The sequence below is a fragment of the Streptomyces cellostaticus genome (assembly GCF_001513965.1).
In the GTDB taxonomy this organism is placed as follows: domain Bacteria; phylum Actinomycetota; class Actinomycetes; order Streptomycetales; family Streptomycetaceae; genus Streptomyces; species Streptomyces cellostaticus.
In genome coordinates, this window is sequence record NZ_KQ948039.1 from 1 (window position 1) to 24,452 (window position 24,452).

Genomic DNA, 24,452 nt, shown 5'->3' on the forward strand with positions numbered 1-24,452 from the left:
GAAGGGCGCCGAGGAAGCGGCGGCCGGGGAACGCGGGGCGGCGGAAGGCGAGGCGGCGAATTCCGAAGGGAACGCCGCCCGGGACAACGCGGAGGAGAATCCCGACTCCCACGCGCAGGAGCACGAGAAGAAAGAGTGCCGTGAGGACCCGGTGGATGTCGCCTCCGGATACATGGTGCTTCCGCAGACGGACCTGACCCTGCCCGCAGACCTGCCTCTGGTCCTCCGCCGGTACTTCAATTCGTCCTACCGGTCGGGGCGCTGGTTCGGCCCGAAGTGGTCGAGCACCCTGGACATGCGACTGGAGATCGACGCGCAGGGCGTGGTGTTCGTCGCAGAGGAAGGGATGCTCCTTACGTATCCCCACCCGGCAACCGGCCTGCCCGTCATGCCGGAGCGCGGCCCTCGCTGGCCGTTGGACCGGGTCGCCGACGGCTACACCGTGACGGCACCCGAGACGGGCCAGGTCTGGCACTTCGAGGACCAGACGGAATCTCTGGCCCTGCTGCGGCAGATCGACGACCGTAACGGGAACTGGATCACTTTCGATCACGACGCAGAGGGAACACCCTGTTCCGTCGAGCACAGCTGCGGCTATCGCGTGAACCTGACGACGCAGGACGGTCGTATCACCGGTCTGTACCTGGCACAGGGCGACCAGGCAGAGACCGTGCTGCGTTACGGCTACGCTGGCGGGTACCTCACCGAGGTCATCAACTCCTCCGGATCCCCGCTCCGCTTCGAAAATGACGACCGCGGCCGCATCACGGCCTGGGTCGATACCAACAACAGCCGGTTTACCTACGTCTACGACGACCAGGACCGCTGCATCGAGCAGTGGGGCGAAGCCGGCCACGTGCACAGCCGCTTCGTCTACAGCGACCCGGATCCGACCACGGGCACACACGTCACTACTTTGACCGACTCCCATGGCCACCAGACGCACTTCCTGATCAACAAACGCTCCCAGGTCATATCCGAGACGGACCCCTTGGGCGCCACCACGCAGTACGTCCGCGACCGCTACAACCGCCTGCTGTCCCGGACCGACCCTCTCGGCCACACCACCGCCTTCACCTACGACGAAGCCGGGAACCCGACCGAGATCGTCCGCCCCGACGGACGCCGGGCGAAGGCCGTCTACAACGAACTCGGCCTGCCCACGAAGATCGTGAGCACGGACGGGAGCGTGACCCGCCACGAGTACGACTCCTGGGGCAACCGCACAGCCACCACCGACCCCACGGGCGGTACGACCCGCTACACCTACGACACCGCTGGCCACCTGACCGCCGCCACCGACCCACTGGGCAACACCACCCACGTTCGCTGCAACCCGGCCGGACAACCCGTCGAGGTCACCGACCCACTCGGAGCACTCACCCGCTACGAGTACGACGCATTCGGGCGCACGACCAGCCTCACGGACCCACTCGGCGCCGTCACCCGCCTGGAGTGGTCCATCGAGGGCAGACCCACTCGGCGCATCGACCCGGACGGCACCGAGGAACGCTGGACCTACGACGGCGAAGGCAACTGCACGACCCACACCGACCAGATCGGTGGAGTCACCCGCTTCGAATACACCCACTTCGACCTGCTGACCGCCCGCACCGGCCCCGACGGCGCCCGCTACGAGTTCGAGCACGACCCGACCCTTCGCCTGGCCCAGGTCACCAACCCTCAGGGTCTGACCTGGACATACGAATACGACTCGGCGGGTCGCCTGGCGACGGAGACGGACTTCGACGATCGCACACTGACGTACACCTATGACGCCGCGAGCCGCCTCGTCTCCCGCAGAAACGTTCTTGGCGAGGTGGTGACCTTCGAGCGCAACGAACTGGGCCAGGTCGTCCACAAGGACGCGGCAGGCGAGGTGACGACGTACGCCTACGACCTGACCGATCAGCTGGCGCAGGCGACGGGCCCCGACGGCTCCACCCTCGCCCTCCTCCGAGACCGCTACGGCCGCTTGCGCTCAGAAACGGTCAATGGCCGCACCCTGATATACACCTACGACACCTTGGGCCGCCGCACCGGCCGCACGACCCCCACTGGCGCCACCACCACCTGGTCGTACGACGCCGCAGGTCGCCGCACCGGCATGGTGGCTTCGGGGCGCGCGATCAACTTCGACTACGACGTGGCGGGCCGCGAGCTGACGCGCCGTGTCGGCGAGACACTCACCCTTGAGCACAGCTTCGACGCCTTGGGCCGCCTGACCATGCAGTCTGTCATTGGCGCCGAGGCCCGCAAGGTTCAGCACCGCACGTACAGCTATGGCGCCGATGGCAACCTGATCGGCATCAACGACCAACTCACCGGCTCGCGCCGCTTCGACCTGGACGCAGCGGGCCGAGTGACGGCGGTCCACGCGGCGGACTGGACGGAGCGATACGTCTACGACGAGGCGGGCAACCAAACCCAGGCGTCCTGGCCGGCGGACCATCCAGGGCAGGAGGCAGTCGGCCCCCGCACTTACACAGGCACCCGCATCGCGAGCGCGGGCAACGTCCGTTACGAACACGACGCCCTGGGTCGCATCGCCCTCCGCCAGAAGACCCGCCTGTCCCGCAAGCCGGACACCTGGCGCTACGAATGGGACGCCGAGGGCCGGCTGACGTCAGTGGTGACCCCCGACGGCACTCGCTGGCGCTACACCTACGACCCCCTGAGCCGCCGCACGGCGAAGCTTCGCCTGGCGGCGGACGGTGAATCGGTTGTCGAACGGGTCGACTTCACCTGGGACGGCACCACCCTCTGCGAACAGACCACGACGTCCCCAGACCTCCCCAACCCGGTCACCCTCACCTGGGATCACCAGGATCTTCGCCCCCTGACCCAGACGGAGCGCATCACCGCGGAGGACGCATCCCAGGACGAGATCGACTCCCGATTCTTCGCCATCGTCACCGACGCCGTCGGCACCCCCAGCGAACTCATCGACGAACACGGCGACATCGCCTGGCACACCCGCCGCACCCTGTGGGGAACGACGACATGGGCAGCCAACAGCACCGCCTACACACCTCTGCGCTTCCCGGGCCAGTACTACGACCCGGAAACCGGCCTCCACTACAACTACTTCCGCCACTACGACCCCGAGACCGCCCGATACCTCATACCGGATCCACTCGGTCTCACACCTGCCCCCAACGCGGTCACCTATGTGCTCAACCCTCATATGTGGATCGATCCGCTCGGTCTTGCTCCCGATGCCTGTGAACACTCAGCAGTCAGCGAGACGCGGAACAACATGGGCAAGGGCAGCATCGTCAGCAACCACCCCATGACCGCCGACGAAGCACTGAACGCAGCCGAAAAGTTCTTGGGTGACGGCTATCGCGAGCTGGGGCAAGGTCGCGGTGTCTTCCGGAGTGCCGATGGGCTACGCCAGTTCCGCATGGACCCTGATTCACTACAAGGAAATCACTGGCCTGATATTCCTCACGTGCACTTTGAGATCTTTGAGAGTCCCGGCGCCAAGAAGGCTGTCGTCAACAATCACGTGCCCTTGATCGAGTAAGATCAGGTGTTCGTCGCGTCATCCGCCATAAGGGAAGGGTACGTAATTGATTAGAATCGGCGAGGTTGGAAGAATCGTCTCCGGGGAAGAGAGTGGGAAGTTCGTCAAGATTAACGAGCTTCCCGACTCGCCCCCTAGTTACCTTATTCTACTGGCGCACGATAGAGAATTTACGCGTGGGTGTGGAGACTACTGGGTGGAAGATTTTGTCTCGTTGGAACAGTTTTTCACTGAGGGGGAATGGGTCGTGAAATGGGAGATGCCGTAGGCCCGCAAACCAGTGAGGGGTAGTCGAGATTTCATCGGGTGACCTCCGCGCGGTTGCGCTGGAAGGCTTCGGAACCGACATTACGGCCAATGTTTCTATTTCAAACCGTCACCGACAGGGCCTTCATTTCAAAGCTGACGGCATACGTCAACGAAGTCTGAATTGAGTGAACGCCATGGTTCGAGTGTCACCGGGACTGAAGTAGTGCGCATCGAGATTCTGGACCTGTTGCCCGCCACGGAGACCGGAAAGGGGCCCGTGATCGCCTTCAGCGGTATGTCTGGGAGGGCATGGGCTCAATGGTGCGGCTCCGAGGTGCCGCAGGTGGGTGCTCTTGTGGATGTCGAGGTCGACATCCCGGACGAGGTCACCCACTGGGTTACCGTCGACGGCCCCGGCGCAATGGTGTCCGGCGACCCCGGGGCACCAGTACGGATCAGGGGTGTCGTGGCCGGTGTGGATGAAGACTCCGTGGTGGCTGCCCGAGTCGGCGCCGACATCGTTCTCTTGGAGTTCGCGGCCCCCGCGAACTCCGTGCAGCCCGGCCACGATGACAAACCGATGGTTGGAGACTCCATCGAATTCACGGCAGCCCGGATCGATGTTTATCCCTATTCCGTTTGAACCGTGCATGAGAATTCGAAAGCGGCTTTCGAGGGAGTTGGCGGCGGAGAGTGTCGTGTTTGGGTTTGAACTATGTGCAAAGCTGGTGGCTACTGGCCGAATATTTGACATCGGCCTCGGATCTTCGGTATCGGATGTAAATCGATCCTTTACGTGGGAATATATCGAAGAGCTCGGTGGGGGTGGAGTTGATGCCCGGAGGGACTATGGGTGGATTGAGATTTCTTTGGCGAAGGTGGACGCGAACCAATGGGTTTTGACGGGTGTCACACTTGAACTGCATCGTTTGCCAGGCAACCGTGACCTTCTCCGCGAAATCCCTGCCGATTCCGGCGTATCCTTTGAGGAGTACATGCCTTGGCTTGAACTGAAGGAGAAATTTCTGTCTTCCATGTCTGACTCTTCACTGCAACGCGTAGTGCAGGGAGATTTTCTTGAGTACCGGAATGCGGATGCCAAAGTCTCGGCCTTCGTTGTCGACGACGACTCGGAGCGTGATGAATGGCCAGGTCAAGGTGACGTGTGGAGCATTGCGCTTGGACGAGGATCAGTCGGCATGAGTCATATCTTCAAATACCGCCTCCGCAGTCCACTCGGTGGCCTCGCCGCCGACCTGGAAGCCGATTGGGTGGACCCGGATGCCGATGGGGAGTTCTATCTGCAGGTCGATCGGAAAACTTACCTGACACTGCCCAAGGGTATGCACTGGCGGGATGCTTCCTGGCTTTCCTTCGGGCTGGCAGTGCATGCATCCGATCTGCTTTCCCGGCATCCGGAAGGCCTCACTGTGCGCGTCACTTCGTTCACCTACTCGGTGACTCATTTCCGATCAGAAATGGTGGCGCTGGCCATGGATGGCTGGGTCAGGGAAGTATTTGACCTTCCCGATCGCGGACTGTGCGTTGAATTCGGCGAAGAAAAGGGTGATTACAACTTCCGGTGGGGCACTTATGGTGACCCCTTCGAGGACGACCTTTTGAGGTAGGTATCGCGAATGGTCAGATATCGTGACGGGATGGCTGAGAGTCTGCCTGCTGACGTGGCCTACGTGCTTTCGGCAGTCCTGAGTACGGGTAATCCCGTTCATGCCGCACTCCGAGAGTAGGTACCGCATCTGAGTGTGCGATCGCGCTGCACATGCGGGTGCGGTACCGCCTACTTCGCACTCGACACCAGTGAGGTGGAGCCTGCGCCCACTGGCCCCCGCACTGTCGTGGCGGCCGAAGCGCAGCTCTTCACCGAGGCCGGCGAGTGCCCCGGTGAAGTCCTGGTCTTCGCGCAGGGCGGCTACCTGTCGTGGTTGGAAGTCTGTTCATGGAGCGACGACATCGAGGTGACCCTGGCCGCCGCGCGTCGCTGGCTGCAGCCACGCTCGTGATCCACTCACTCCTCGGCGAACAGCTCCACCGCCTCGGTGGCGTGCACTGCGCGCTGAGCCCAGACCTCCAGCTGGTCCAGGTCCGTGCAGGCGCTCACCCGCTCGCGGAAGTCGTCGGGCACCGGGATGCCTCGCCATTCCACGATGCGGAGGACCATCTCCCGGCGATCCTCGATACGGCCTTCTTCCCGGCCTTCCTCGCGGCCCTGCTCCAGGCCCTGCTCTCGGCCCTCCTCGCGCACTTGCTCTGCCAGCGGGTGTCGCCAGAAGTACTGGATTGCCGTCATCAGGTCCCTCCGCATCTGCTTCGCCTGGGGGTCGGCCAGGCATGAGTCGACGAACTGCACGAACCCCGCGGCGCTGTCGGGGTCGATGGTCCCCAGGGCGGATGCCAGGGATTCCAGTACGGCGGCGGCACCCGGGCCGCGCCCGTGTGTCATAGCCGAGAGCACCGCAAGGGGTACGTCCCGCTCGGCCTGTCTCTCGTCGGCGATCACTGGCACGTTGTCGGGACCGAGTACGAGTGGGCGTACCGTCAGGGAGTACCAGCCGGGGAAGCCGGTTCGCAGCGGTATTTCTCGTACAGGTAGGAGAGGTAGTACGGCCAGCTGCCCCGCTTGCGGTCGTCCACCTTTCCCTGTGACTCCACCACCAGCAGGTACGTGCCCTCGTCCGTCTCCGCCCTCAGGAGGGTGTCCACGCGGCGTTCGACCGGCTCGATCTCGGTCAGGTCCACGTTCAGCGCGGCGATCTCGCGGGGTTCCGGGAACGGGACATCCAGCACCTTCTGTAACGCCCGCGTCAGCAGCGCCGGGTCCTTCTGGAAGATCCGGTGCAGCGCCTCGTGCGACGAACCCACCATCACGCTGCACCCGTCAGTTCGCACCACACGTACTTGCCCCGGTTCCCGAACCGCGCCGACGGCTGCCAGCCCCACTGCTCCGCACAAGCCACCACCAGCCCCAGCCCCCGCCCCGCCTCCTCCAGTTCCCCCGCCTGCCCCAATGGCAGCGGCGGCTCTGGTGGTCCGGGGTCCGTGTCCCACGCCCCGATCCACACCACCCCCGCCTCCGTCCGACGCACCCGCAACGCCGCCGGCCCTTTCGTGTGCCGTACGGCGTTGGAGACCAGCTCCGTCGCGAGAAGTTCAGCGGTGTCGACCAGTCCGATCAGCCCGTGCATCGTCAGGATCAGACGCAGGGTGCGGCGGCAGACGGTGACTGCTCTGAGGTCGTTGGGGATGTGGAGGGTGTAGTCCCAGGCTTCGTTTTCGGGCATGCGTCATCAACTCCAGTGCAAGGGGATGGATTTGGCGCGCGGTGGCATTGCCGTAGCCGCCATGGCAGGACGACACGGTGCACTTCCGCTACGTGTGCGCTACGTCACCGACGGTAGACCTGGATTTACAGGTCGAGCAAGTCGATCGCGTAATCTGGCCCTCGAACGAGTTGCGTCTACAGGTGCGTTGAGCCGAGGAGCCAGTTCATGGCGGGGTTGAGGCGTGAACCAACAGCACGTCAATTGCGTCTGGGCGTCGAGCTGCGCCGACTTCGCGACGCGGCAGGCCTCACGGGCCGCGAAGCGGCAGCACTGCTTGGGGTGAGTTCCACCCAGATCAACCAGATCGAGTCCGGTCTCTCCGGCGTAAGCGAGAAGCGTCTGCGCCGCCTTGCCATCAACTACGCATGCACCGACGAAGAGTTGATCGAGGCCTTGGTCACCTGGGCAACCGATCGTACGCGTGGCTGGTGGGAGGAGTACCGGGAGCGGCTGCCCACGCCGTTCCTCGACCTTGTCGAGCTGGAGCACCATTCCACGTACCGGCGTGACGTGGAGTTCTTGTTCGTCCCTGGCTTGCTCCAGACCGAGGGCTACGCCCGCGCCGCGTTCTCTTCCAGAGTTCCCGTGCTACCGGAGGACGAGGTGGAGCTGCGAGTCCGCCACCGGATGCAACGCAAGGTCGTCCTCGAAGGGCCTGCTCTCATCCCGTACGAGGCAGTCATTCACGAGGCAGCACTGCGCATCAGGCTCGGTGATCGCGCCACCTCACGCGTCCAGCTCGCCCGCGTCCTGGAGCTCTCGGAAGCGGACCACATCACCGTGCGCGTGATCCCCTTCGACCTGGATGGCTTCGGTGGGGCGTGGAGTCCCATGATGCTGGCAGGCGGTGCCGTGCCCAGGCTGGACACAGCCGCCCGCGACGCCCCTCACGGCACCGGCTTCATCGATTCCGAGGCGCAACTCGGCGTCCTGCGAACACTCTTTCGTAGAGTAGAAGCAGCGTCGCTCGCTCCCATGCGTTCGCGTGACTTCATCCACAGACTGGCCAAGGAACTGTGAAACCCACCATGACCACCCTCGGCAACTGGCGGAAGTCGTCCTACTCCGGCGGCGGCGACGGCAACAACTGCGTGGAGATAGCCGACCGCCGGACCCACATATCCATCCGCGACTCAAAGACCCCGTCCAGAGCAACCCTCACCTTCCCACCCGGCGCCTTCACCCCCTTCATCGAAGCCCTGAAGGAGACCACCCGGCCCTAGAGAAGCCCCGCCCCCGCCAAGAACTTCCCCACCTTCGCCACCTCGTCCCCCGACAACGGCACCTGCGGCTCCGCCGTCACCGCGCAGTCGATGATGCCCCGCAGATGCAGCGCAGCCTTGAACGCGCCGATGGCCGACGAGCTGGTGCCCATCCGTGCCGGGTCCCCGACGCCGACCATTCCGAACAGTGCGCACAGCCGTTCCTGTTCGCTGCGCGCGGCCTCCCAGTCGCCCGCCCGGCACAGGCGGTACAGGCGGACGTAGCCGTGCGGGTCGACGTTGGCGAGGCCGGGTACCGCTCCGTCGGCGCCCAGCGCAAGCGCCGAGTCGACGGTCAGTTCGGAGCCGGTCAGGACGCTGAAGCCGGCGTGGGCGCGGGCGCCGGTGACGACCTCCCGGAAGGCGGCCAGGTCTCCGCTGGAGTCCTTCAGTCCCGCCAGCACACCGTCGGCGGCGAGACCGAGTACCAGCTCTGCGGGGAGCTTGGTGTGCACGGCGACGGGGATGTCGTAGGCGATCACCGGGACCGGGCTCGCGGCCGCGATCCTGCGGTAGTGGTGGACGATCTCGGAGGGGTGGGTGCGGGCGTAGAAGGGGGCGGTGACGACGACGGCCTGCGCGCCGGCGGCGGTGACCGCCGTGACGTGGTCGAGGACGCGTGGGGTGGTCATGTCGATGGCACCGGCCAGGACGGGCAGCTGTGCGCCGATGTGGCCCACGACCGTCTCCACCACCAGCCGGCGCTGCCGGTCCGTCAGGAAGGCGGCCTCGGAGGTCGAGCCGAGCACGAACAGCCCGTGCACCCCGCCCTCCACCAGATGCTCGACCAGCCTGAGCAGCGAGGGGACGTCCACCTCGCGGTCCGGTGTCAGGGGGGTGCAGACGGGCGGGACGACACCGGTCAGCGGGGCGGGAAAGGTCATCTGGGCTCCCGGGGTACGAGGTCGCGGGTCGACTGGTCCTCCTCCACAGGATGGTGGCAGCGGTAGCGGTGTCCGGGCTGTGACGCGGCCGAGAAGTCCGGCATCGAACCCGCGCAGACCTCGTCCGTCTTCCAGCAGCGGGTGCGGAACGGGCAGCCGCTCGGCGGGCGGGTCGCCGAGGGCACCGGGCCGGTCAGCGGGATCGGGTCGATGGGGTCCAGCAGGCCGGGGGTCGCGGAGAACAGGGCGCGGGTGTAGGGGTGCCGAGCGGCGTCGGTCACCCGGGCGGCCGGGGTCTCCTCCACGATCCGGCCGAGGTACATGGTGATCACCCGGTCGCTCATCCGCCGTACCGTCTGGATGTCGTGCGAGACGAACACCAGGGCCAGACCGAGGCGTTCCTTCAGGTCCAGGAGGAGGTTGAGGATCTGGGCGCGGACCGAGACGTCCAGGGCGCTGGTCGGCTCGTCGGCGACGACGAGGCCTGGGTCCAGGGCGAGGGCGCGGGCGATGGCGACGCGCTGGCGCTGGCCGCCGGAGAGCTGACCGGGAAGTACGTCGGCGAGGGCGCGGGGGAGGCCCACCAGGGCCATCAACTCCCTTACCCGGAGCTCCCGTTCGGTTCTGGTGCCGCGCCCGTGGACGTCCAGCGGGTCGCGCAGGATGCGGCGTACCGTCAGCCTGCGGTTCAGGGCGGTCGACGGGTCCTGGAAGATCATTCCGGTGCCCGCGCCGACCGTGGCCCGGCGTTCGGCGGCCGGCATCGACCACAGGTCGCGGCCCCGGAACGACACCGTCCCGGAGACCGGCCGCTCGATGCCCACCAGCACCCGCGCCAGCGTCGACTTCCCGCACCCCGACTCGCCGACCACACCGACCGTCTCGCCCGGCGCCACGGTCAGATCGGCGCCGGTCAGGGCGTACACCCGGTCGCGGGTGAACAGGCTGCCGCCGCGGGCCCTGTGGACGACGTGGGCGTCCCGTACCTCCACGACAGCGGTCACTGAAGGGCCTCGCTCTCTGCCGACGTCAGCGATACCGCCGGGTGGTGGCAGGCCGTCGCGTGTGTGGCCGTGCCCGTGAGGACGGGGGCGGTGGTGTGGCAGACCTCGGTCGCGAGCGGGCAGCGGTCGGCGAAGCGGCAGCCCGCCGGGAAGTCGGCGGGGGCCGGTACGACCCCTCTGATCTGCGTCATCCGTTCCTCGGCCGACTCCAGGGACAGCACGCTGCCGAGCAGGCCACGTGTGTAGTGGTGGGCCGGCGCCGCCAGCAGGTCGGGGGTCACGCCCGTCTCCACGATCTGCCCGCCGTACATCACCACCACCCGGTCGGTGACGTCGGCGACCAGCGCCAGGTCGTGCGAGACCAGGATCAGCGCGAAGCCCAGTTCCGCGCGCAGCCGCAGCAGCAGCTCCATCACCTGGGCCTGCACGGTGACGTCCAGGGCGGTCGTCGGCTCGTCGGCAACGATCAGGGCGGGGTCGCGGGAGAGGGCCATGGCGATCAGGACCCGCTGGCGCTGGCCGCCGGAGAGTTCGTGCGGGTAGCTGCGCAGGGTGCGGTCCGGGTCGAGGCCGACCATCGCGAGCAGCTCGTGCGGGCTGCGGCGGCCGCCGCGCCGTACGAGCTGCTTCAGCTGGGCGCGGATGGTCATCGCCGGGTTCAGCGAGGACAGGGCGTCCTGGTAGACCATCGCCATCTCGTGGCCGAGCAGCCGCCGCCGTACCCGCATCGGCTCGGCGAGCAGGTCCCGCTGGTGGAAGCGGACCTGGCCGCGCACCCGGGCGCCCTTCGGTTCCAGCCCCATGACGGTGAGCGCGGTCAGCGACTTGCCGCAGCCCGACTCGCCCACCAGGCCCAGCACCTCGCCGGGGTGCACCTCGAAGCTCACGCCGTCGACGATGTCCACGCCCCGGTGCCGGCCGGGGAAGCCGATGGCGAGGTTTTCCACGGTGAGCACCGGCTGCCCGCCACGGTCGTAAGGAGGCCGGGCCCGGGACCGCAGCCGCGCGGCGGCCTCGGCCAGGCCGGGCAGCGGGAGCACCTCGCCGGTGCCGGGTTCCGGTGTCTCCAGGCGGTCCTCGGGCGCTTCCACCTCCCGGGCCGCCGGGGCGGCCCAGGCGTCCGAGACGCCCTCGGAGAGGATGTTCAGGGACAGGACGGTCAGCAGTATCAGCAGCCCGGGGAACACGGTCGCCCACCAGCCGCCGGTCAGCACCATGTTCTTGCCGTCGGCGATGACACTGCCCCAGGAGGGGTCCGGGGGCCGCACGCCCGCGCCGATGAAGGACAGCGACGCCTCGAAGACGATGGCCTCGGCGACCTGGACCGTGCAGAACACCAGCACCGGGGCGGCACAGTTGACGGCCACGTGCCGCAGCACGATGTGCGGGGTGCGGGCGCCGATCACGCGTTCCGCGGTGACGTAGTCCTCGCCGTACTGGTCGAGGACGTTCGCGCGCACCACCCGCGCGACCGGCGGGGTGAACAGGAAGGCGATCGCGCAGATCAGTACGGTGATCCCGCCGCCGAAGACGGCGACCAGCACGGCCGCGAGCGCGATGCCCGGGAACGCCATGACCACGTCCAGGCAGCGCATCAGCGTCTCGTCCACGCCCTTGCGGGAGGTGGCCGCGAGCGCCCCGATCACCGCGCCGACGACCAGCGCGAGCGCGGTCGCGCCGAGACCGATCGCCAGCGACCAGCGGGCGCCGTACATCAGCCGGCTGAGGAGGTCCCGCCCGAGGCTGTCCTGGCCCATCCAGTGCACGGCCGAGGGGCGCCCGGTGCCGCCGACCGGGACCTGCTGGTCGAACGGGTCGTCCGGGGCGAGCACCGGGGCGAGTACGGCGACCAGGACGACGAGGGCCAGGAAGCAGACGGCGGCCTTCGACAGCAGCGGCAGCCGGCGCCAGGCGCGCAGCCGGAGGCCGGGCCGGGAGAGCCGCTCGGTGAGGCTCGCGCGCGTGACCATCAGGCCGCCCTCAGACGTGGGTTGACGAGCAGATAGAGGATGTCGATGACGAGGTTGACGACGACGAACCCGGTGGCCGTGGTGAGGACGACCCCCTGCACCACCGCCGGGTCGCCGTTCTGCACGGCGTCGATCATCAGCTTGCCCATGCCGGGCAGCGAGAAGATCGTCTCGATGACGACCGCGCCGCCGAGGAGATAGCCGACGCGCAGGCCGAGCACCGTCAGCGGGTTGACGAGCGCGTTGCGCAGCACGTTCCGGCCGACGACCACCCGGGGTGGCAGCCCGCTGCCGATGGCGGTGCGCACATAGTCCTTGTCCAGCTCCTCCACCACGGACGTCCGCACGATCCGGGTCAGCTGGGCGGCCACCGGCAGGGACAGGGCGAGCGCCGGCAGGGCCATCGTTTTCAGCCACCCGGTGGGGGAGTCGGCCGGGTTGATGTAGCCGCCGGTCGGGAACCAGCCCCGGTCCACTGCCAGGTACTGGATCATCAGCAGGGCCAGCCAGAACCCGGGGGCTGCGACTCCGACGAGGGAGACGACCCTGATGACCTGGTCCGGCAGCCGGTCGCGGTAGACGGCGGCGGTGACGCCACCGGCCAGCGCCAGTACGACCGCGATGCCGAGGCCGAGGAAGGTCAGCTGGAGGGTGAGCGGCAGCGCGGTGGTGACCTGGTCGACGACCGGCGCCCGGGTCAGGGCGCTGGTGCCCAGGTCGCCGTGGAGCAGGGCGCCCACGAAATGGACGTAGCGCACCGGGAGCGGGTCCAGCAGGCCGCCTCGCTCCCGGAAGTCGTGCAGCTGCTGCGGGGTCGGGTTCGCGCCCTGGAAGAACGCGGAGGCCGGGTCGACGTCGGAGAACCGCATCACCAGGAACACGAACAGCACGATCCCGAGCAGCAGCGGCACGAGCAGGGCGATACGGCGGAGCAGGATCCGTACGACGGCCGTCATGCCGCTAGGTCCACGCGGCCTGGAGCAGGTTGATGCCCGGGTAGGGCTGCGGCCTTATCCCGGTGAGCTTGCGCGGGTCCCAGGCCGTCATCAGCTCGTTGTGGACGACCGGATACAGCACGGCCTGTTCGGCGACGACGTCGATGTAGTCCTGGATCATCGCCTTCTTCTTCGCCGGGTCGGGTTCCCGGGTCGCCCGGTCCATGTCCTTGAAGAGCTGCCGCGCGACCGCGTCGCCGGACCACCGGGTGTAGTGCATCCACAGGTTGTCGGGCCCGTAGTTGTAGTGCATGACCAGGTCGGCGTCGAGCCCGAACTGGTTGGGATTGGAAGCCGCGGCCACCACCTGGTAGTCCTGCTTCTGGTCCATCTTGGTGAACACGGCCGTGGTCTCCTGCGGGGCCAGGGTCGTCTCCACGCCGATCGCGTCCCAGGAGGACTTGACGGTCGGCAGGCAGTCCACGATCCAGCTGACGTTCACGGCGAGGATCTCGACCTTCAGCCCCTTGACCCCCGCGGCCTTCAGCAGGGCCCTCGCCTTCGCGGGGTCGTAGTCGTAGACGGTCTTGGCCCGCCGGTGGCTGGGGTTGTCCTCGTTGAGGAACGAGGACGCCGGCTTCCCGTGCCCCTTCAGCGCTACCCGGACCATCTTCTCGGTGTCGATCGCGTAGTGCAGCGCCTGCCGCACGCGCACGTCGTCGAAGGGCTTGTGCTGCGTGTTGAACATCAGGAACAGGTTGTTCATCCCGGCCCCGCCCGCGACCTTCAGACCGCCCTGCTCCAGGCGGGCGATGTTGGCGTAGGGGATGTTGTCGGCGATCTGCGCGCCCGCGCCGGTCCCGGAGATCTTCGCCACGCGCGGCGCCGCGTCCACGATCGTCAGCCAGTTCATCCGTTTGAACGCCGGCTTGCGCGGGCCGTTGTAGGCGGCGAACGCCTCGAAGGTGGTGTTCGACTTCGGGTGGTGCGCGGTCTGCCGGTACGGCCCCGAGCCCACCGCAAGCCCCTTGATCGCGTCGTCCCAGGCACCGGGCCGGGAGAACACGTGCTTCGGCATGACCTTGGCCAGCGTGAGCCGGGCGAGCCCGTCCGGGAAGGGGAACTTCAGGACCAGCTCGACGGTCCGCGCGTCGACCTTCCGCGCCTCCTTCAGCCAGCTCACGAAGAAGCCCTTGGTGAGGGTCTGGGTCTTCGGATCGAGGATCCGGTCGAAGACGAAGACGACGTCGTCGGCGGTGACGGGCTTGCCGTCGTGGAAGGTCGCACCGGAGCGCAGGGTGAAGCGCCAGGTCGTGGCATTCGGGTCCGTCGGCACCGTGGTGGCGAGCGCCGGGTAGGGCACCCGGGAGATCGGGTCGGTGTCGAGCAGCCCCTCGTAGATGTGGTTGTTGGCGGCCATGGCGAAGGCGGACGCCGTCTGCGTCGGATCCCAGCTGCCGTCGTTGCCGTACCCGATCACCGCGGTCAGCGTGCGGTCCTTGCCGCTGCCCCCGCTCCCGGTGTCGTTCGTGGACTCCGGACCGGCGGAGCAGCCCGCCAGCGCCGGCGGAAGGACGGCGGCCGCGCCCAGCGCCCCCGTGTACGTCAGGAACGAGCGGCGGCGCGGTGCCGGCACGCCGTGGGTCACGTCGTCGCGCACGGTTCCTCCAGCGAGGTTGGGGAGGGGAGGGTGGGAGATACGACGTCCTACGTCCGGTCGGTAGCGCGACCATAGGAGGGCCCGTGGGGGCGGTCAAGGGATCACACACGAATGGCGTAGCCGCCACAGGTCGCACCAATGAAGGGGTGAAATGGCCGAATCGGGAGGCGAGTTGACCCCGGCATCCGCGGATCCGTGCTGCACGTCATGAGGACAGACTCCGGCCGAGTGTAGGCACGCTGGGCCACCAGTGGCATGCGAAGCGTGAAATTGCCGGGGGCAGGGGAGCCACCGGAGGTGGACGCGATGAAACTTCCGGTCGGCTCCTGTGCCGTCGACACCCGTACCGGACGCCTCGGCTTCGTCATGGGGTACGAAGGGCCGTATGTGCAGCTGCGGCCGTACGGCGGCGGACGGGAGTGGGATGCGAGACCGGAGGCCGTCCGCCGTGCCACCCCCGCCGAGAAGCTGAGTGCGGCGACGGCCCACGCCAACGCGCGCAGCCGGGGCGAGGTGCCTTGAAGGCAGGCCCGCGGCCCTGGGATGCGGCCCGGGCGGGCAGAATGGAGCCATGAGTCTGTTCCGCGACGACGGCATCGTGCTGCGCACCCAGAAGCTGGGAGAAGCGGACCGGATCATCACTCTGCTCACGCGCGGGCACGGGCGGGTGCGGGCCGTGGCCCGTGGGGTGCGGCGGACCAAGTCGAAGTTCGGGGCCCGGCTGGAGCCGTTCTCCCACGTCGACGTGCAGTTCTTCGCGCGGGGCAGCGAGCTGGTCGGACGCGGGCTGCCGCTGTGCACGCAGAGCGAGACGATCGCTCCGTACGGCGGCGGCATCGTGACCGACTACGCGCGCTACACCGCCGGCACCGCCATGCTGGAGACCGCCGAGCGGTTCACGGACCATGAGGGCGAGCCGGCCGTGCAGCAGTACCTGCTGCTGGTCGGCGCCCTGCGCACCCTCGCCCGCGGCGAGCACGCCCCGCACCTCGTCCTGGACGCCTTCCTGCTGCGCTCGCTGGCCGTCAACGGCTACGCGCCCAGCTTCGGCGACTGCGCCAGGTGCGGGATGCCCGGGCCCAACCGCTTCTTCTCGGTGGCCTCCGGCGGCTCCGTCTGCGTCGACTGCCGGGTGCCGGGCAGTGTCGTACCCTCCCCGCAGACCCTGGTACTGCTCGGCGCGCTGCTTACGGGAGACTGGGAGACGGCGGACGCGTGCGAGGCGCGCTACGTCCGGGAGGGCAGCGGGCTGGTGTCCGCCTACCTGCACTGGCATCTGGAGCGCGGGCTGCGCTCCCTCCGGTACGTGGAAAAGTAACCAAGGGAGACGAGAAGCACATGGTCGTACGCGGGATCCTGGGACGCCAGCGCCGCGAGTTCAAGGCGCCGCAGCCACACCCGTCCGGCGCCCGCCCGCCGAAGCTCCCCGGCGAGCTGGTCCCGAACCACGTGGCGATCGTCATGGACGGCAACGGCCGCTGGGCCAAGGAGCGCGGGCTGCCCCGCACCGAGGGCCACAAGGTCGGCGCCGAGCGGGTGCTCGACGTGCTCCAGGGCTCCATCGAGATCGGCGTCCGCAACATCTCGCTGTACGCCTTCTCCACCGAGAACTGGAAGCGCTCGCCCGACGAGGTGCGCTTCCTGATGAACTTCAACCGCGACTTCATCCGCAAGACCCGCGACCAGCTCGACGAGCTCGGCATCCGGGTGCGCTGGGTGGGCCGCATGCCCAAGCTGTGGAAGTCGGTCGCCAAGGAACTCCAGGTCGCCCAGGAGCAGACCAAGGGCAACGACCTGCTCACCCTCTACTTCTGCATGAACTACGGCGGCCGCGCCGAGATCGCCGACGCCGCCCAGGCGCTGGCCGAGGACGTGAAGGCGGGCCGCCTCGACCCGTCGAAGGTCAACGAGAAGACCCTCGCGAAGTACCTGTACTACCCGGACATGCCGGACGTCGACCTGTTCCTGCGCCCCAGCGGCGAGCAGCGCACCTCCAACTACCTGCTCTGGCAGAGCGCGTACGCCGAGATGGTCTTCCAGGACGTGCTGTGGCCCGACTTCGACCGCCGTGACCTGTGGCGGGCGTGCCTCGAGTTCGCCTCCCGGGACCGACGCTTCGGCGGGGCCGTCCCGAACGAGGAACTGCTCGCCATGGAGGCCGCCATGAAGGGCAAGTCCACCTCGTAGCCACCGGCGGTTCATGGAGATCGTCGACGATCCGTCCATGAGACGCCTGACCCCCGTCCTCGCCCTGTGCGCCCTGCTGGTCACAGCCCTGCCCGCGCAGGCCGCCGACCAGCAGCCGGCGCACCGCGACAGCTACGGAACCAAGGCCCCGTACGCCCCGCAGCAGAGTCCGCGTACCTACCAGCGGCCCCCGGCCGGATTCGTCCCCGTCTTCACGGAGAACGCCTCCCGGCACGGCTCGCGCGCGGCCACGGACAGCGAGGACGGCGACCTGATCCTCGCGCTGTGGGACAAAGCCGAGCAGCAGGGCCAACTCACCAGCAGGGGCGAGGAGTTCGGGCCGAGGGTACGGGCCCTGCTGGCCGCCATGGCGAAGGTCGGCCACGGCAACCTCAGCGGGCGCGGCAGGCAGGAGCTGAGGGACACGGCCGTGCGCATGCAGCAGCGGCTGCCGTCCCTGTTCGGGAGGATCGCCTCCGACGGTGAGAAGATCGACGTCGTCAGCTCCGGGCAGGGCCGGGCCGTGGACAGCGGCAACGTGTTCGCGGGCGCCCTCGCCGACACCGACCCGGCGCTGACGCCGCTGATCGGTCCGGCCCGCACCGACAAGGACCTGCTGTACTTCCACAAGGCGGCGGGCGGTGCGGCGTACCGCGACTACCTCGCGCACGACCAGCGCCTGGCCGCCACGCTGAAGTCGGTCACCGACCAGCCCACAACGCAGCAGGCCGCCCGCAGCGTCCTGCGCCGGATCTTCAAGGACCCCTTCGTCGAGCAGATCGACGGCCAGGTCCCCGCCGCCCAGGCCGTCTACGACCTGTACGCCATCGCACCCGCCATGAGCGAGGAGAGCCCCGACGGGCAGGGCTGGGGCATGGAGCGGTACCTCTCCCGCTCCGACGCCGCCTGGTTCGGGTACCTGAGCGACGCCGAGGACTTCTACGAGAAGGGTCCCGGCTTCGCCGACAGCGACATCACCTACAAGATGGCCGGCGTCCTCCTGGACGACTTCTTCGAGCAGGCCGAGGCCAAGCGGGACGGCACCAGCGACCTCGGAGCCGAGCTGCGCTTCACCCACGCCGAGGAGATCATCCCGCTGGCGGCGCTGATGGGCCTGCCGGGCAGCACGTCACCGGCGACGCCGGGGGAGCCGTACACGTACGCCGACAACCCCTGGCGGGGCGCGTCCGTCTCCCCGCTGGGCGCGAACATCCAGTGGGACGTCTTCCAGAAGGACGACCGCTACCTGGTCCGCATGCTCTACAACGAGCAGGAGACGGCCTTCAAGCCCGGTTGCCGTCCCCTCGCGAAGGGCATCGTCTTCTACGACCTGGACGAACTGGAGCGGTGCTTCGGGCGCGCCTGAGCTACGAGTGCCCCAAAGGGGCGCGGGGAACTGCGCGATCAACCACGACGGACCCGCAGCGGGCAACGGTCCGCACCCTGCACGGCGCTCAGCCTGCCGCGCAATCAGAGCACGTGCCGAAGATCTCCACCGTGTGAGCCACGTTCACGTACCCGTGTTCCGCCGCGATCGCCTCCGCCCACTTCTCCACCGCCGGACCCTCGACCTCCACCGCCTTGCCGCAGGTGCGGCAGACCAGATGGTGGTGGTGTTCGCCGGTGGAGCAGCGGCGGTAGACGGACTCGCCGTCGGAGGTGCGCAGGACGTCGACCTCGCCGGCGTCGGCGAGGGACTGGAGGGTGCGGTAGACCGTGGTCAGGCCGACCGAGTCGCCCTTGTGCTTGAGCATGTCGTGCAGTTCCTGCGCGCTGCGGAACTCGTCGACCTCGTCCAGCGCCGCCGCCACGGCGGCACGCTGCCGGGTGGCGCGGCCCTTCACGGGCGGTCCAGCGGTCGTCACCAGTTGCCTCCTCACCTCTCGCGTCTGCCGGGCCATTGTGCCAGTCCGGGCTGCGAGCGGTCAGACGCCGATCTCGTCCGCGGCCTCCCGCGTGGCCGGAATCGAGCACTCTGCGGGGTCGCCCGCGGGCTCGGCCGTGGCGGCAGCGCGGGCGCGTCGGCGGGCCAGCGGGGTCGCCAGGGCCGTGAGCACGACGAACGCGGCGATGGTGAGCAGCACGATCGTCGCACCGGGCGGCACGTCCTGGTAGAACGAGGTGATCGTGCCGCTGATCGTCACGGTGACGCCGAGGGCGACGGCGACGGCGAAGGTCGCGGCGAAGCTGCGGGTGAGCTGCTGCGCGGCGGCCACCGGTACGACCATGAGCGCGGAGATCAGGATCAGGCCGACCACCCGCATGGCCACGGTCACCGTGACCGCCGCGGTGACCGCCGTGAGCAGGTTCAGGGCGCGCACGGGCAGCCCGGTGACCCTGGCGAACTCCTCGTCCTGGCTGACCGCGAACAGCTGGCGGCGCAGGCCCAGGGTGACGGCGACCACGAACGCCGACAGGATCATGATGGCGGTGACGTCCGACGGGGCCACCGTCGACAGCGAGCCGAACAGGTACGACATCAGGTTCGCATTGGAGCCGCCCGGTGCGATGTTGACGAACATCACGCCGCCGGCCATACCGCCGTAGAAGAGCATCGCGAGGGCGATGTCGCCGCGCGTCTTGCCGTACCAGCGGATCAGTTCCATCAGCACCGAGCCGAGCGCCGAGACGGCCGTGGCCATCCACACCGGCGAGGCGTGCAGCAGGAAGCCGAGGCCGACGCCGGTCATCGCCACGTGCCCGATGCCGTCGCCCATCAGCGGCTGACGGCGCTGGACGAGGTAGATGCCGATGGCGGGCGCGGTGATGCCGACCAGGACGGCCGCGATGAGCGCCCGCTGCATGAAGGCGTAGTTCAGGAGGTCCATCAGCTCAGCAGTCCCGTGCGGATCGGTTCGGCGCCCGCGGGTGCGTGCGGGTGTACGTGGTCGTGGCCGGGCAGGGCGTGCTGGCCGAGGGCCTTCGGTGGCGGGCCGTCGTGCAGGACGCAGCCGTCGCGCAGGACGACCGCCCGGTCGATCAGGGGCTCCAGGGGGCCCAGTTCGTGCAGGACGAGCAGGACCGTGGTGCCCTGGGCGACCTGCTTCCGCAGTGTCGCGGCCAGCACCTCCTGGCTGGCCAGGTCGACGCCCGCCATCGGCTCGTCCATGATCAGCAGTTCGGGCTCGGCGACCAGGGCGCGGGCGATCAGGACGCGCTGGTGCTGGCCGCCGGAGAGTGCGTCCACGGAGTCCTTGGCGCGGTCCGCCATGCCGACCAGCTCCAGGGCCCGCTGCACGGCCGCACGGTCGGCCTTGCGGAAGACGCCGAAGCGGGTGCGGGACAGACGGCCCGAGGAGACGATCTCGGTCACCGTGGCGGGGACTCCGCCGGCGGCGGTCGTGCGCTGCGGTACGTAGCCCACGCGCGCCCAGTTCCGGAAGCTCCGGCGCGGGGTGCCGAACAGCTCGATCGTGCCGCCGCTGACCGGCACCTGGCCGATGACGCTGCGCACGGCCGTCGACTTGCCGGAGCCGTTCGCGCCGAGCAGCGCGACGACTTCACCGCGGCGCACGGTGAGGTCGATGCCGCGCAGCACAGGGCGCGAGCCGAGTTCCGCCCTCACCCCGCGCATGGCTATGACGGGTTCGCCCATGGTGTCGTCCTCCCTGCCGGTCACTTGGCGCCCAGGGCCTGCTGGAGCGCCTTGAGGTTGGCCTCCTGGACCGAGAAGTAGTCGGTGCCCCGGGACTTCTTCGTGATGCCCTCGAGCGGGTCGAGCACGTCCGTGCGCAGGCCCGAGTCGCCCGCGACGGTCTTCGCGGTCTTGTCGCTGACCAGGGTCTCGTAGAAGACGGTGGTGACGCCGTCGGCCTTGGCCATGTCCTCCAGGTCCTTCACGCGCGCGGCGCTCGGCTCGGACTCGGGGTCGAGGCCGTTGATCGCCTCCTCGGTGAGGCCGTAGCGCTCGGCGAGGTAGCCGAAGGCGGCGTGCGTGGTGATGAAGACCTTGGTCTTGGTGTGCGCGAGGCCGTCCTTGAACTGCGTGTTCAGGTCGTCCAGCTGCTTCACCAGGGCCGCGGTGTTCTTCTTGTAGTCGGCCGCGTGGTCCGGGTCGGCCTTCTCGAAGGCCTTGCCGACGCCCTCGGCGACCTGGGCGTAGCGCACCGGGTCGAGCCAGAGGTGCGGGTCCTTGCCGCCGGACTCCTCGCCCGGGTGCGTGTCGTGCGCGGCCGCGTGGCCGCCGACCTCGTTGCCGTGCTCCTCCAGCGTGGTCAGGGAGGCCGCGTCGATCTTCGTCTTGACCGGGGACTGGGCCACCGCGTTGTCGACGGAGGGCTGGAGGTTCTTCAGGTACAGGACCGCGTCGGACTGCTCGATCCCGGCGATCTGCTGCGGGCTGATCTCCAGGTCGTGCGGTTCCTGGCCGGGGGTGGTCAGAGTGGTGACGTGGACGTGGCTGCCGCCGATCCGCTCGGCGAGGAAGGTCATCGGGTAGAACGACGTGACGACGTCGAACTTGCCCGTGTTGCCCGCGGCGGCGCTGTCGGTGGAGCAGGCGGAGATGGCGCCCAGGCCCAGGGCGGTGGCGGCCGCGACCGCGGACCCCGATATGAGGCGTCGTCGTACGTTCATGACAGTCATTTTCAACAAATATGGAAACCGTTGTCAACAAGGCTGGTGGGGGCCGCAGAACAGGGGGGCCGATTTGGCCGAGGGGGAGCCTGCGCCGGTAACCTGAATCATTCGCAAGCTGGAAGCATCTCGCTTCAACGCCCGTCGTCGTAATGAAGAGAGCACCGTGGCCGCCGACAAGATCGACACCATCGTCAGCCTGAGCAAGCGCCGTGGCTTCGTTTTCCCGTGCAGTGAGATCTACGGCGGACAGCGTGCCGCCTGGGACTACGGACCGCTGGGTGTCGAGCTCAAGGAGAACATCAAGCGTCAGTGGTGGCGCTACATGGTGACGTCGCGCGAGGACGTGGTCGGTATCGACTCGTCCGTCATCCTGGCCTCCGAGGTCTGGGTCGCCTCCGGTCACGTCGCCACCTTCACGGACCCGCTGACCGAGTGCACCGCGTGTCACAAGCGGTTCCGCGCCGACCACCTGGAAGAGGCGTACGAGGAGAAGAAGGGCCGCGCCCCGGAGAACGGCCTGGCCGACATCAACTGCCCGAACTGCGGCAACAAGGGCCAGTTCACCGAGCCCAAGCAGTTCTCGGGTCTCCTCTCCACCCACCTCGGCCCGACCCAGGACTCCGGCTCCGTCGCCTACCTGCGCCCCGAGACCGCCCAGGGCATCTTCACCAACTTCGCCCAGGTGCAGACCACCTCGCGCCGCAAGCCGCCGTTCGGCATCGCGCAGATGGGCAAGTCCTTCCGCAACGAGATCACGCCCGGCAACTTCATCTTCCGCACCCGCGAGTTCGAGCAGATGGAGATGGAGTTCTTCGTCAAGCCGGGCGAGGACGAGAAGTGGCAGGAGTACTGGATGGAGCAGCGCTGGAACTGGTACACCGGCCTGGGTCTGCGCACTGAGAACATGCGCTGGTACGAGCACCCGAAGGAGAAGCTCTCCCACTACTCCAAGCGCACCGCCGACATCGAGTACCGCTTCCAGTTCGGCGGCAGCGAGTGGGGCGAGCTGGAGGGTGTCGCCAACCGGACCGACTACGACCTCGGCGCCCACTCCAAGGCCTCCGGCCAGGACCTCTCCTACTTCGACCAGGAGGCCGGCGAGCGCTGGACGCCGTACGTCATCGAGCCCGCGGCCGGTGTCGGCCGCACCATGCTGGCCTTCCTCCTCGACGCCTACGTCGAGGACGAGGCGCCCAACGCCAAGGGCAAGATGGAGAAGCGCACGGTGCTGCGCCTCGACCACCGGCTGGCTCCGGTGAAGGTCGCGGTCCTGCCGCTGTCCCGCAACCCCGAGCTGTCCCCGAAGGCCAAGGGCCTCGCCCAGGCGCTGCGCCAGAACTGGAACATCGAGTTCGACGACGCCGGTGCCATCGGCCGCCGCTACCGCCGCCAGGACGAGATCGGTACGCCGTACTGCGTGACCGTCGACTTCGACACGCTCGAGGACAACGCAGTGACCGTCCGTGAGCGTGACTCGATGAAGCAGGAGCGCGTATCGCTGGACCAGATCGAGGGGTACCTGGCCAGCCGTCTGATCGGCGCCTGACCTTCGCTTCTTCCCGGTGCCGGGCCCTGCTCCCAGGGGCCCGGCACCGGTGTTTTCAGAGGTCCAGGTCCACGTAGAGCGCCGCGTGGTCGGACGCCTCGTTCAGTTTCGACGTCACCGTGTCGAAGGACTTGATGCCGTCCGCGAAGATTCCGCGGGTCTCCAGGCCCACCTGCTGCACCTCGTGCCACAGCGGCGGGGGGAGCAGGAGATAATCGATCTTGTCCTGTGGCCTGTCGCACTGCCCGTGGGTGCCGGGCTCCCCGTGGTAGGCGCGGTGACTCATCACATCGCGCAGACCGGTGTCCAGCAGCTCCGCGACCGCTTCGCTCTCCGGGTCGTCGTTGAGGTCCCCGGCGACCATCACGTGCGGGGTGCGCTCCGCCGCCGCCCGGTAGATCTCCGCGACCCGCTTCGCCTGGGCCAGCCGCAGCTCCGGGTCGTCCTTGAACTTGCTCTTGAGGTGGTTGCCGAGGATCACCAGGGGCGATCCGTCGAGCTGGATCTCGAACTCGGGGCAGTCCCGGCTGAACAGCCGCTCGGCGGGACGTTCCGGGTTGGTGTCGAAGAGGTGGGAGCGGACGGACGCGATCGGGTGACGGCTGAGGATCCCGATGTCGATGCCCCGGGGATCGTTGCCGTCGATCAGCAGGTTGTACGGGTACGGCCGCCTGCCCAGCGCCCCGGCCAGGACGTGCGTGTTGAAGCGCTCCAGGGTGAGCCGGTCCTCGACCTCCACGGTCAGCAGGATGTCGGCGTCGACCTCCGCGACCACCCGGCCGGTGTTGCGCACCACGCTCATGTCGAGGTCGTCCTGCCCGAGTTCGGCCCAACCGGTCCACGAGGCACGGCCGCCGGCCGTGATCTCGATGTGCGGGTGGTCCGCCGGCCCGGACGTCTGGAACAGCCCGGAGTGCTTGCCCGGGCGGGACTGGTTGACGATGATCGGCGGAGGGTTCTTCGGGTCGATGTCGTACGCCTTGTACTTCTTGATGAGCCGGACGATCTGCGTCTTGTCCTCGTCCTTGTACGCCGGCAGGTCGAGGAGGGCGACCAGCGTGTCGAAGTCGTCGAGGACTTCCTTCCGCTTCGCCGGGTCCGTGAGGCGGAAGGCCGTGGGCCGGCGGAAGAGGTTCTCCATGTTGAACGTGGCGATCCGGATGCTCATGGCGGGCCTCCTCGGCGGCGCGAGAAGCACCGCACGGCCGACGGCAGGCGCCGCCTAGGTGACTGCTCGCCGACAACCCCCATTCTCCGAGCGCCACCGAACCGTGTCCAACGGAGCCGGAGGCCACCTCGCCGATTCC

Annotated in this window: 22 protein-coding genes and 1 pseudogene; 11 read left to right on the forward strand and 12 right to left on the reverse strand. The window is 68.2% G+C overall.

Annotated features, from left to right (window positions below):
* From AQI88_RS33340 to AQI88_RS48025, 4 genes are all read left to right on the forward strand, one after another.
* Positions 1-3,529 (forward strand): DUF6531 domain-containing protein (locus tag AQI88_RS33340; RefSeq protein ID WP_107118740.1); only part of this gene is annotated, 3,529 nt, incomplete at its 5' end.
* 472 nt (positions 3,530-4,001) lie between these two features.
* Entirely contained in the window at positions 4,002-4,421 is a 420-nt protein-coding gene (locus AQI88_RS33345; protein WP_067006453.1) for a hypothetical protein, read from the forward strand.
* Between the two features lie 226 nt (positions 4,422-4,647).
* Positions 4,648-5,406 carry a hypothetical protein gene (locus AQI88_RS46185; RefSeq protein WP_159050455.1) on the forward strand — a complete coding sequence of 253 codons (759 nt, stop codon included), beginning with the start codon at positions 4,648-4,650 and terminating at the stop codon, positions 5,404-5,406.
* Positions 5,407-5,634: 228 nt separating this feature from the next.
* A complete protein-coding gene (locus tag AQI88_RS48025) occupies positions 5,635-5,799 on the forward strand; it encodes a hypothetical protein (RefSeq protein WP_244184440.1) in 165 nt (54 codons plus the stop codon).
* Positions 5,800-5,804: 5 nt separating this feature from the next.
* On the opposite strand, the pseudogene AQI88_RS33355 reads toward AQI88_RS48025, so the two are convergent.
* Positions 5,805-6,661 (reverse strand): annotated as a pseudogene (locus AQI88_RS33355) (RpnC/YadD family protein).
* Positions 6,661-7,077 carry an ATP-binding protein gene (locus AQI88_RS33360; RefSeq protein WP_067006456.1) on the reverse strand — a complete coding sequence of 139 codons (417 nt, stop codon included), beginning with the start codon at positions 7,075-7,077 and terminating at the stop codon, positions 6,661-6,663. Before AQI88_RS33360 ends, AQI88_RS33355 begins: the two are co-directional and overlap by 1 nt.
* A gap of 207 nt (positions 7,078-7,284) precedes the next feature.
* On the opposite strand from AQI88_RS33360, the gene AQI88_RS33365 reads away from it, so the two are divergent.
* Positions 7,285-8,139, forward strand: coding sequence for a helix-turn-helix domain-containing protein (locus AQI88_RS33365; protein WP_067006459.1), 855 nt, complete (start codon positions 7,285-7,287; stop codon positions 8,137-8,139).
* 8 nt (positions 8,140-8,147) lie between these two features.
* A complete protein-coding gene (locus AQI88_RS33370) occupies positions 8,148-8,342 on the forward strand; it encodes a DUF397 domain-containing protein (protein WP_067006675.1) in 195 nt (64 codons plus the stop codon).
* On the opposite strand, the gene AQI88_RS33375 is transcribed toward AQI88_RS33370, so the two are convergent.
* The 5 genes from AQI88_RS33375 to AQI88_RS33395 are packed head-to-tail and all read right to left on the reverse strand — an operon-like array spanning position 8,339 to position 14,834.
* Complete coding sequence (locus AQI88_RS33375; protein ID WP_067006462.1) at positions 8,339-9,265, reverse strand: dihydrodipicolinate synthase family protein; 927 nt, start codon at positions 9,263-9,265, stop codon at positions 8,339-8,341. The two genes, AQI88_RS33370 and AQI88_RS33375, sit on opposite strands and share 4 nt — an antisense overlap.
* Positions 9,262-10,269, reverse strand: a complete 1,008-nt coding sequence (locus AQI88_RS33380) for an oligopeptide/dipeptide ABC transporter ATP-binding protein (protein WP_067006467.1) — start codon at positions 10,267-10,269, stop codon at positions 9,262-9,264. Before AQI88_RS33380 ends, AQI88_RS33375 begins: the two co-directional genes overlap by 4 nt.
* Positions 10,266-12,239, reverse strand: a complete 1,974-nt coding sequence (locus AQI88_RS33385) for a dipeptide/oligopeptide/nickel ABC transporter permease/ATP-binding protein (protein ID WP_067006472.1) — start codon at positions 12,237-12,239, stop codon at positions 10,266-10,268. The genes AQI88_RS33380 and AQI88_RS33385 overlap by 4 nt, the downstream gene beginning before the upstream one ends.
* On the reverse strand, positions 12,239-13,195 hold the full coding sequence (locus AQI88_RS33390) for an ABC transporter permease (protein ID WP_067006475.1): 957 nt from the start codon (positions 13,193-13,195) through the stop codon (positions 12,239-12,241). Before AQI88_RS33390 ends, AQI88_RS33385 begins: the two co-directional genes overlap by 1 nt.
* A gap of 4 nt (positions 13,196-13,199) precedes the next feature.
* Positions 13,200-14,834: an ABC transporter substrate-binding protein gene (locus AQI88_RS33395; RefSeq protein ID WP_067006478.1), complete on the reverse strand. Its 1,635-nt coding sequence runs from the start codon at positions 14,832-14,834 to the stop codon at positions 13,200-13,202.
* 306 nt (positions 14,835-15,140) lie between these two features.
* On the opposite strand from AQI88_RS33395, the gene AQI88_RS33400 reads away from it, so the two are divergent.
* Genes AQI88_RS33400 through AQI88_RS33415 form a run of 4 tightly spaced genes read left to right on the forward strand, consistent with a single transcriptional unit; the run spans position 15,141 to position 18,387 of the window.
* Positions 15,141-15,356, forward strand: a complete 216-nt coding sequence (locus tag AQI88_RS33400; protein ID WP_067006678.1) for a hypothetical protein — start codon at positions 15,141-15,143, stop codon at positions 15,354-15,356.
* A gap of 49 nt (positions 15,357-15,405) precedes the next feature.
* Positions 15,406-16,152 carry a DNA repair protein RecO gene (gene recO / locus AQI88_RS33405; protein WP_067006481.1) on the forward strand — a complete coding sequence of 249 codons (747 nt, stop codon included), beginning with the start codon at positions 15,406-15,408 and terminating at the stop codon, positions 16,150-16,152.
* 20 nt (positions 16,153-16,172) lie between these two features.
* Positions 16,173-17,021 (forward strand): isoprenyl transferase, encoded by an 849-nt coding sequence (locus tag AQI88_RS33410; protein WP_067006485.1) that lies wholly within the window; start codon positions 16,173-16,175, stop codon positions 17,019-17,021.
* A gap of 37 nt (positions 17,022-17,058) precedes the next feature.
* On the forward strand, positions 17,059-18,387 hold the full coding sequence (locus AQI88_RS33415) for a histidine-type phosphatase (protein WP_067006681.1): 1,329 nt from the start codon (positions 17,059-17,061) through the stop codon (positions 18,385-18,387).
* An 88-nt stretch (positions 18,388-18,475) separates the two neighbouring features.
* On the opposite strand, the gene AQI88_RS33420 is transcribed toward AQI88_RS33415, so the two are convergent.
* The 4 genes from AQI88_RS33420 to AQI88_RS33435 are packed head-to-tail and all read right to left on the reverse strand — an operon-like array spanning position 18,476 to position 21,596.
* Positions 18,476-18,886, reverse strand: a complete 411-nt coding sequence (locus tag AQI88_RS33420; RefSeq protein WP_067006488.1) for a Fur family transcriptional regulator — start codon at positions 18,884-18,886, stop codon at positions 18,476-18,478.
* A gap of 60 nt (positions 18,887-18,946) precedes the next feature.
* Positions 18,947-19,849, reverse strand: coding sequence for a metal ABC transporter permease (locus AQI88_RS33425; RefSeq protein ID WP_067006491.1), 903 nt, complete (start codon positions 19,847-19,849; stop codon positions 18,947-18,949).
* Positions 19,849-20,616 carry a metal ABC transporter ATP-binding protein gene (locus tag AQI88_RS33430; protein ID WP_067006493.1) on the reverse strand — a complete coding sequence of 256 codons (768 nt, stop codon included), beginning with the start codon at positions 20,614-20,616 and terminating at the stop codon, positions 19,849-19,851. Before AQI88_RS33430 ends, AQI88_RS33425 begins: the two co-directional genes overlap by 1 nt.
* A 20-nt stretch (positions 20,617-20,636) precedes the next feature.
* Positions 20,637-21,596, reverse strand: coding sequence for a metal ABC transporter substrate-binding protein (locus tag AQI88_RS33435; RefSeq protein WP_067006496.1), 960 nt, complete (start codon positions 21,594-21,596; stop codon positions 20,637-20,639).
* 166 nt (positions 21,597-21,762) lie between these two features.
* On the opposite strand from AQI88_RS33435, the gene AQI88_RS33440 reads away from it, so the two are divergent.
* A complete protein-coding gene (locus AQI88_RS33440) occupies positions 21,763-23,145 on the forward strand; it encodes a glycine--tRNA ligase (protein WP_067006499.1) in 1,383 nt (460 codons plus the stop codon).
* 55 nt (positions 23,146-23,200) lie between these two features.
* On the opposite strand, the gene AQI88_RS33445 is transcribed toward AQI88_RS33440, so the two are convergent.
* The gene (locus AQI88_RS33445) at positions 23,201-24,313 is read right to left on the reverse strand and encodes an endonuclease/exonuclease/phosphatase family protein (protein ID WP_067006502.1); all 1,113 of its coding nucleotides are present in this window, start codon (positions 24,311-24,313) and stop codon (positions 23,201-23,203) included.
* Positions 24,314-24,452 lie beyond the last annotated feature (139 nt).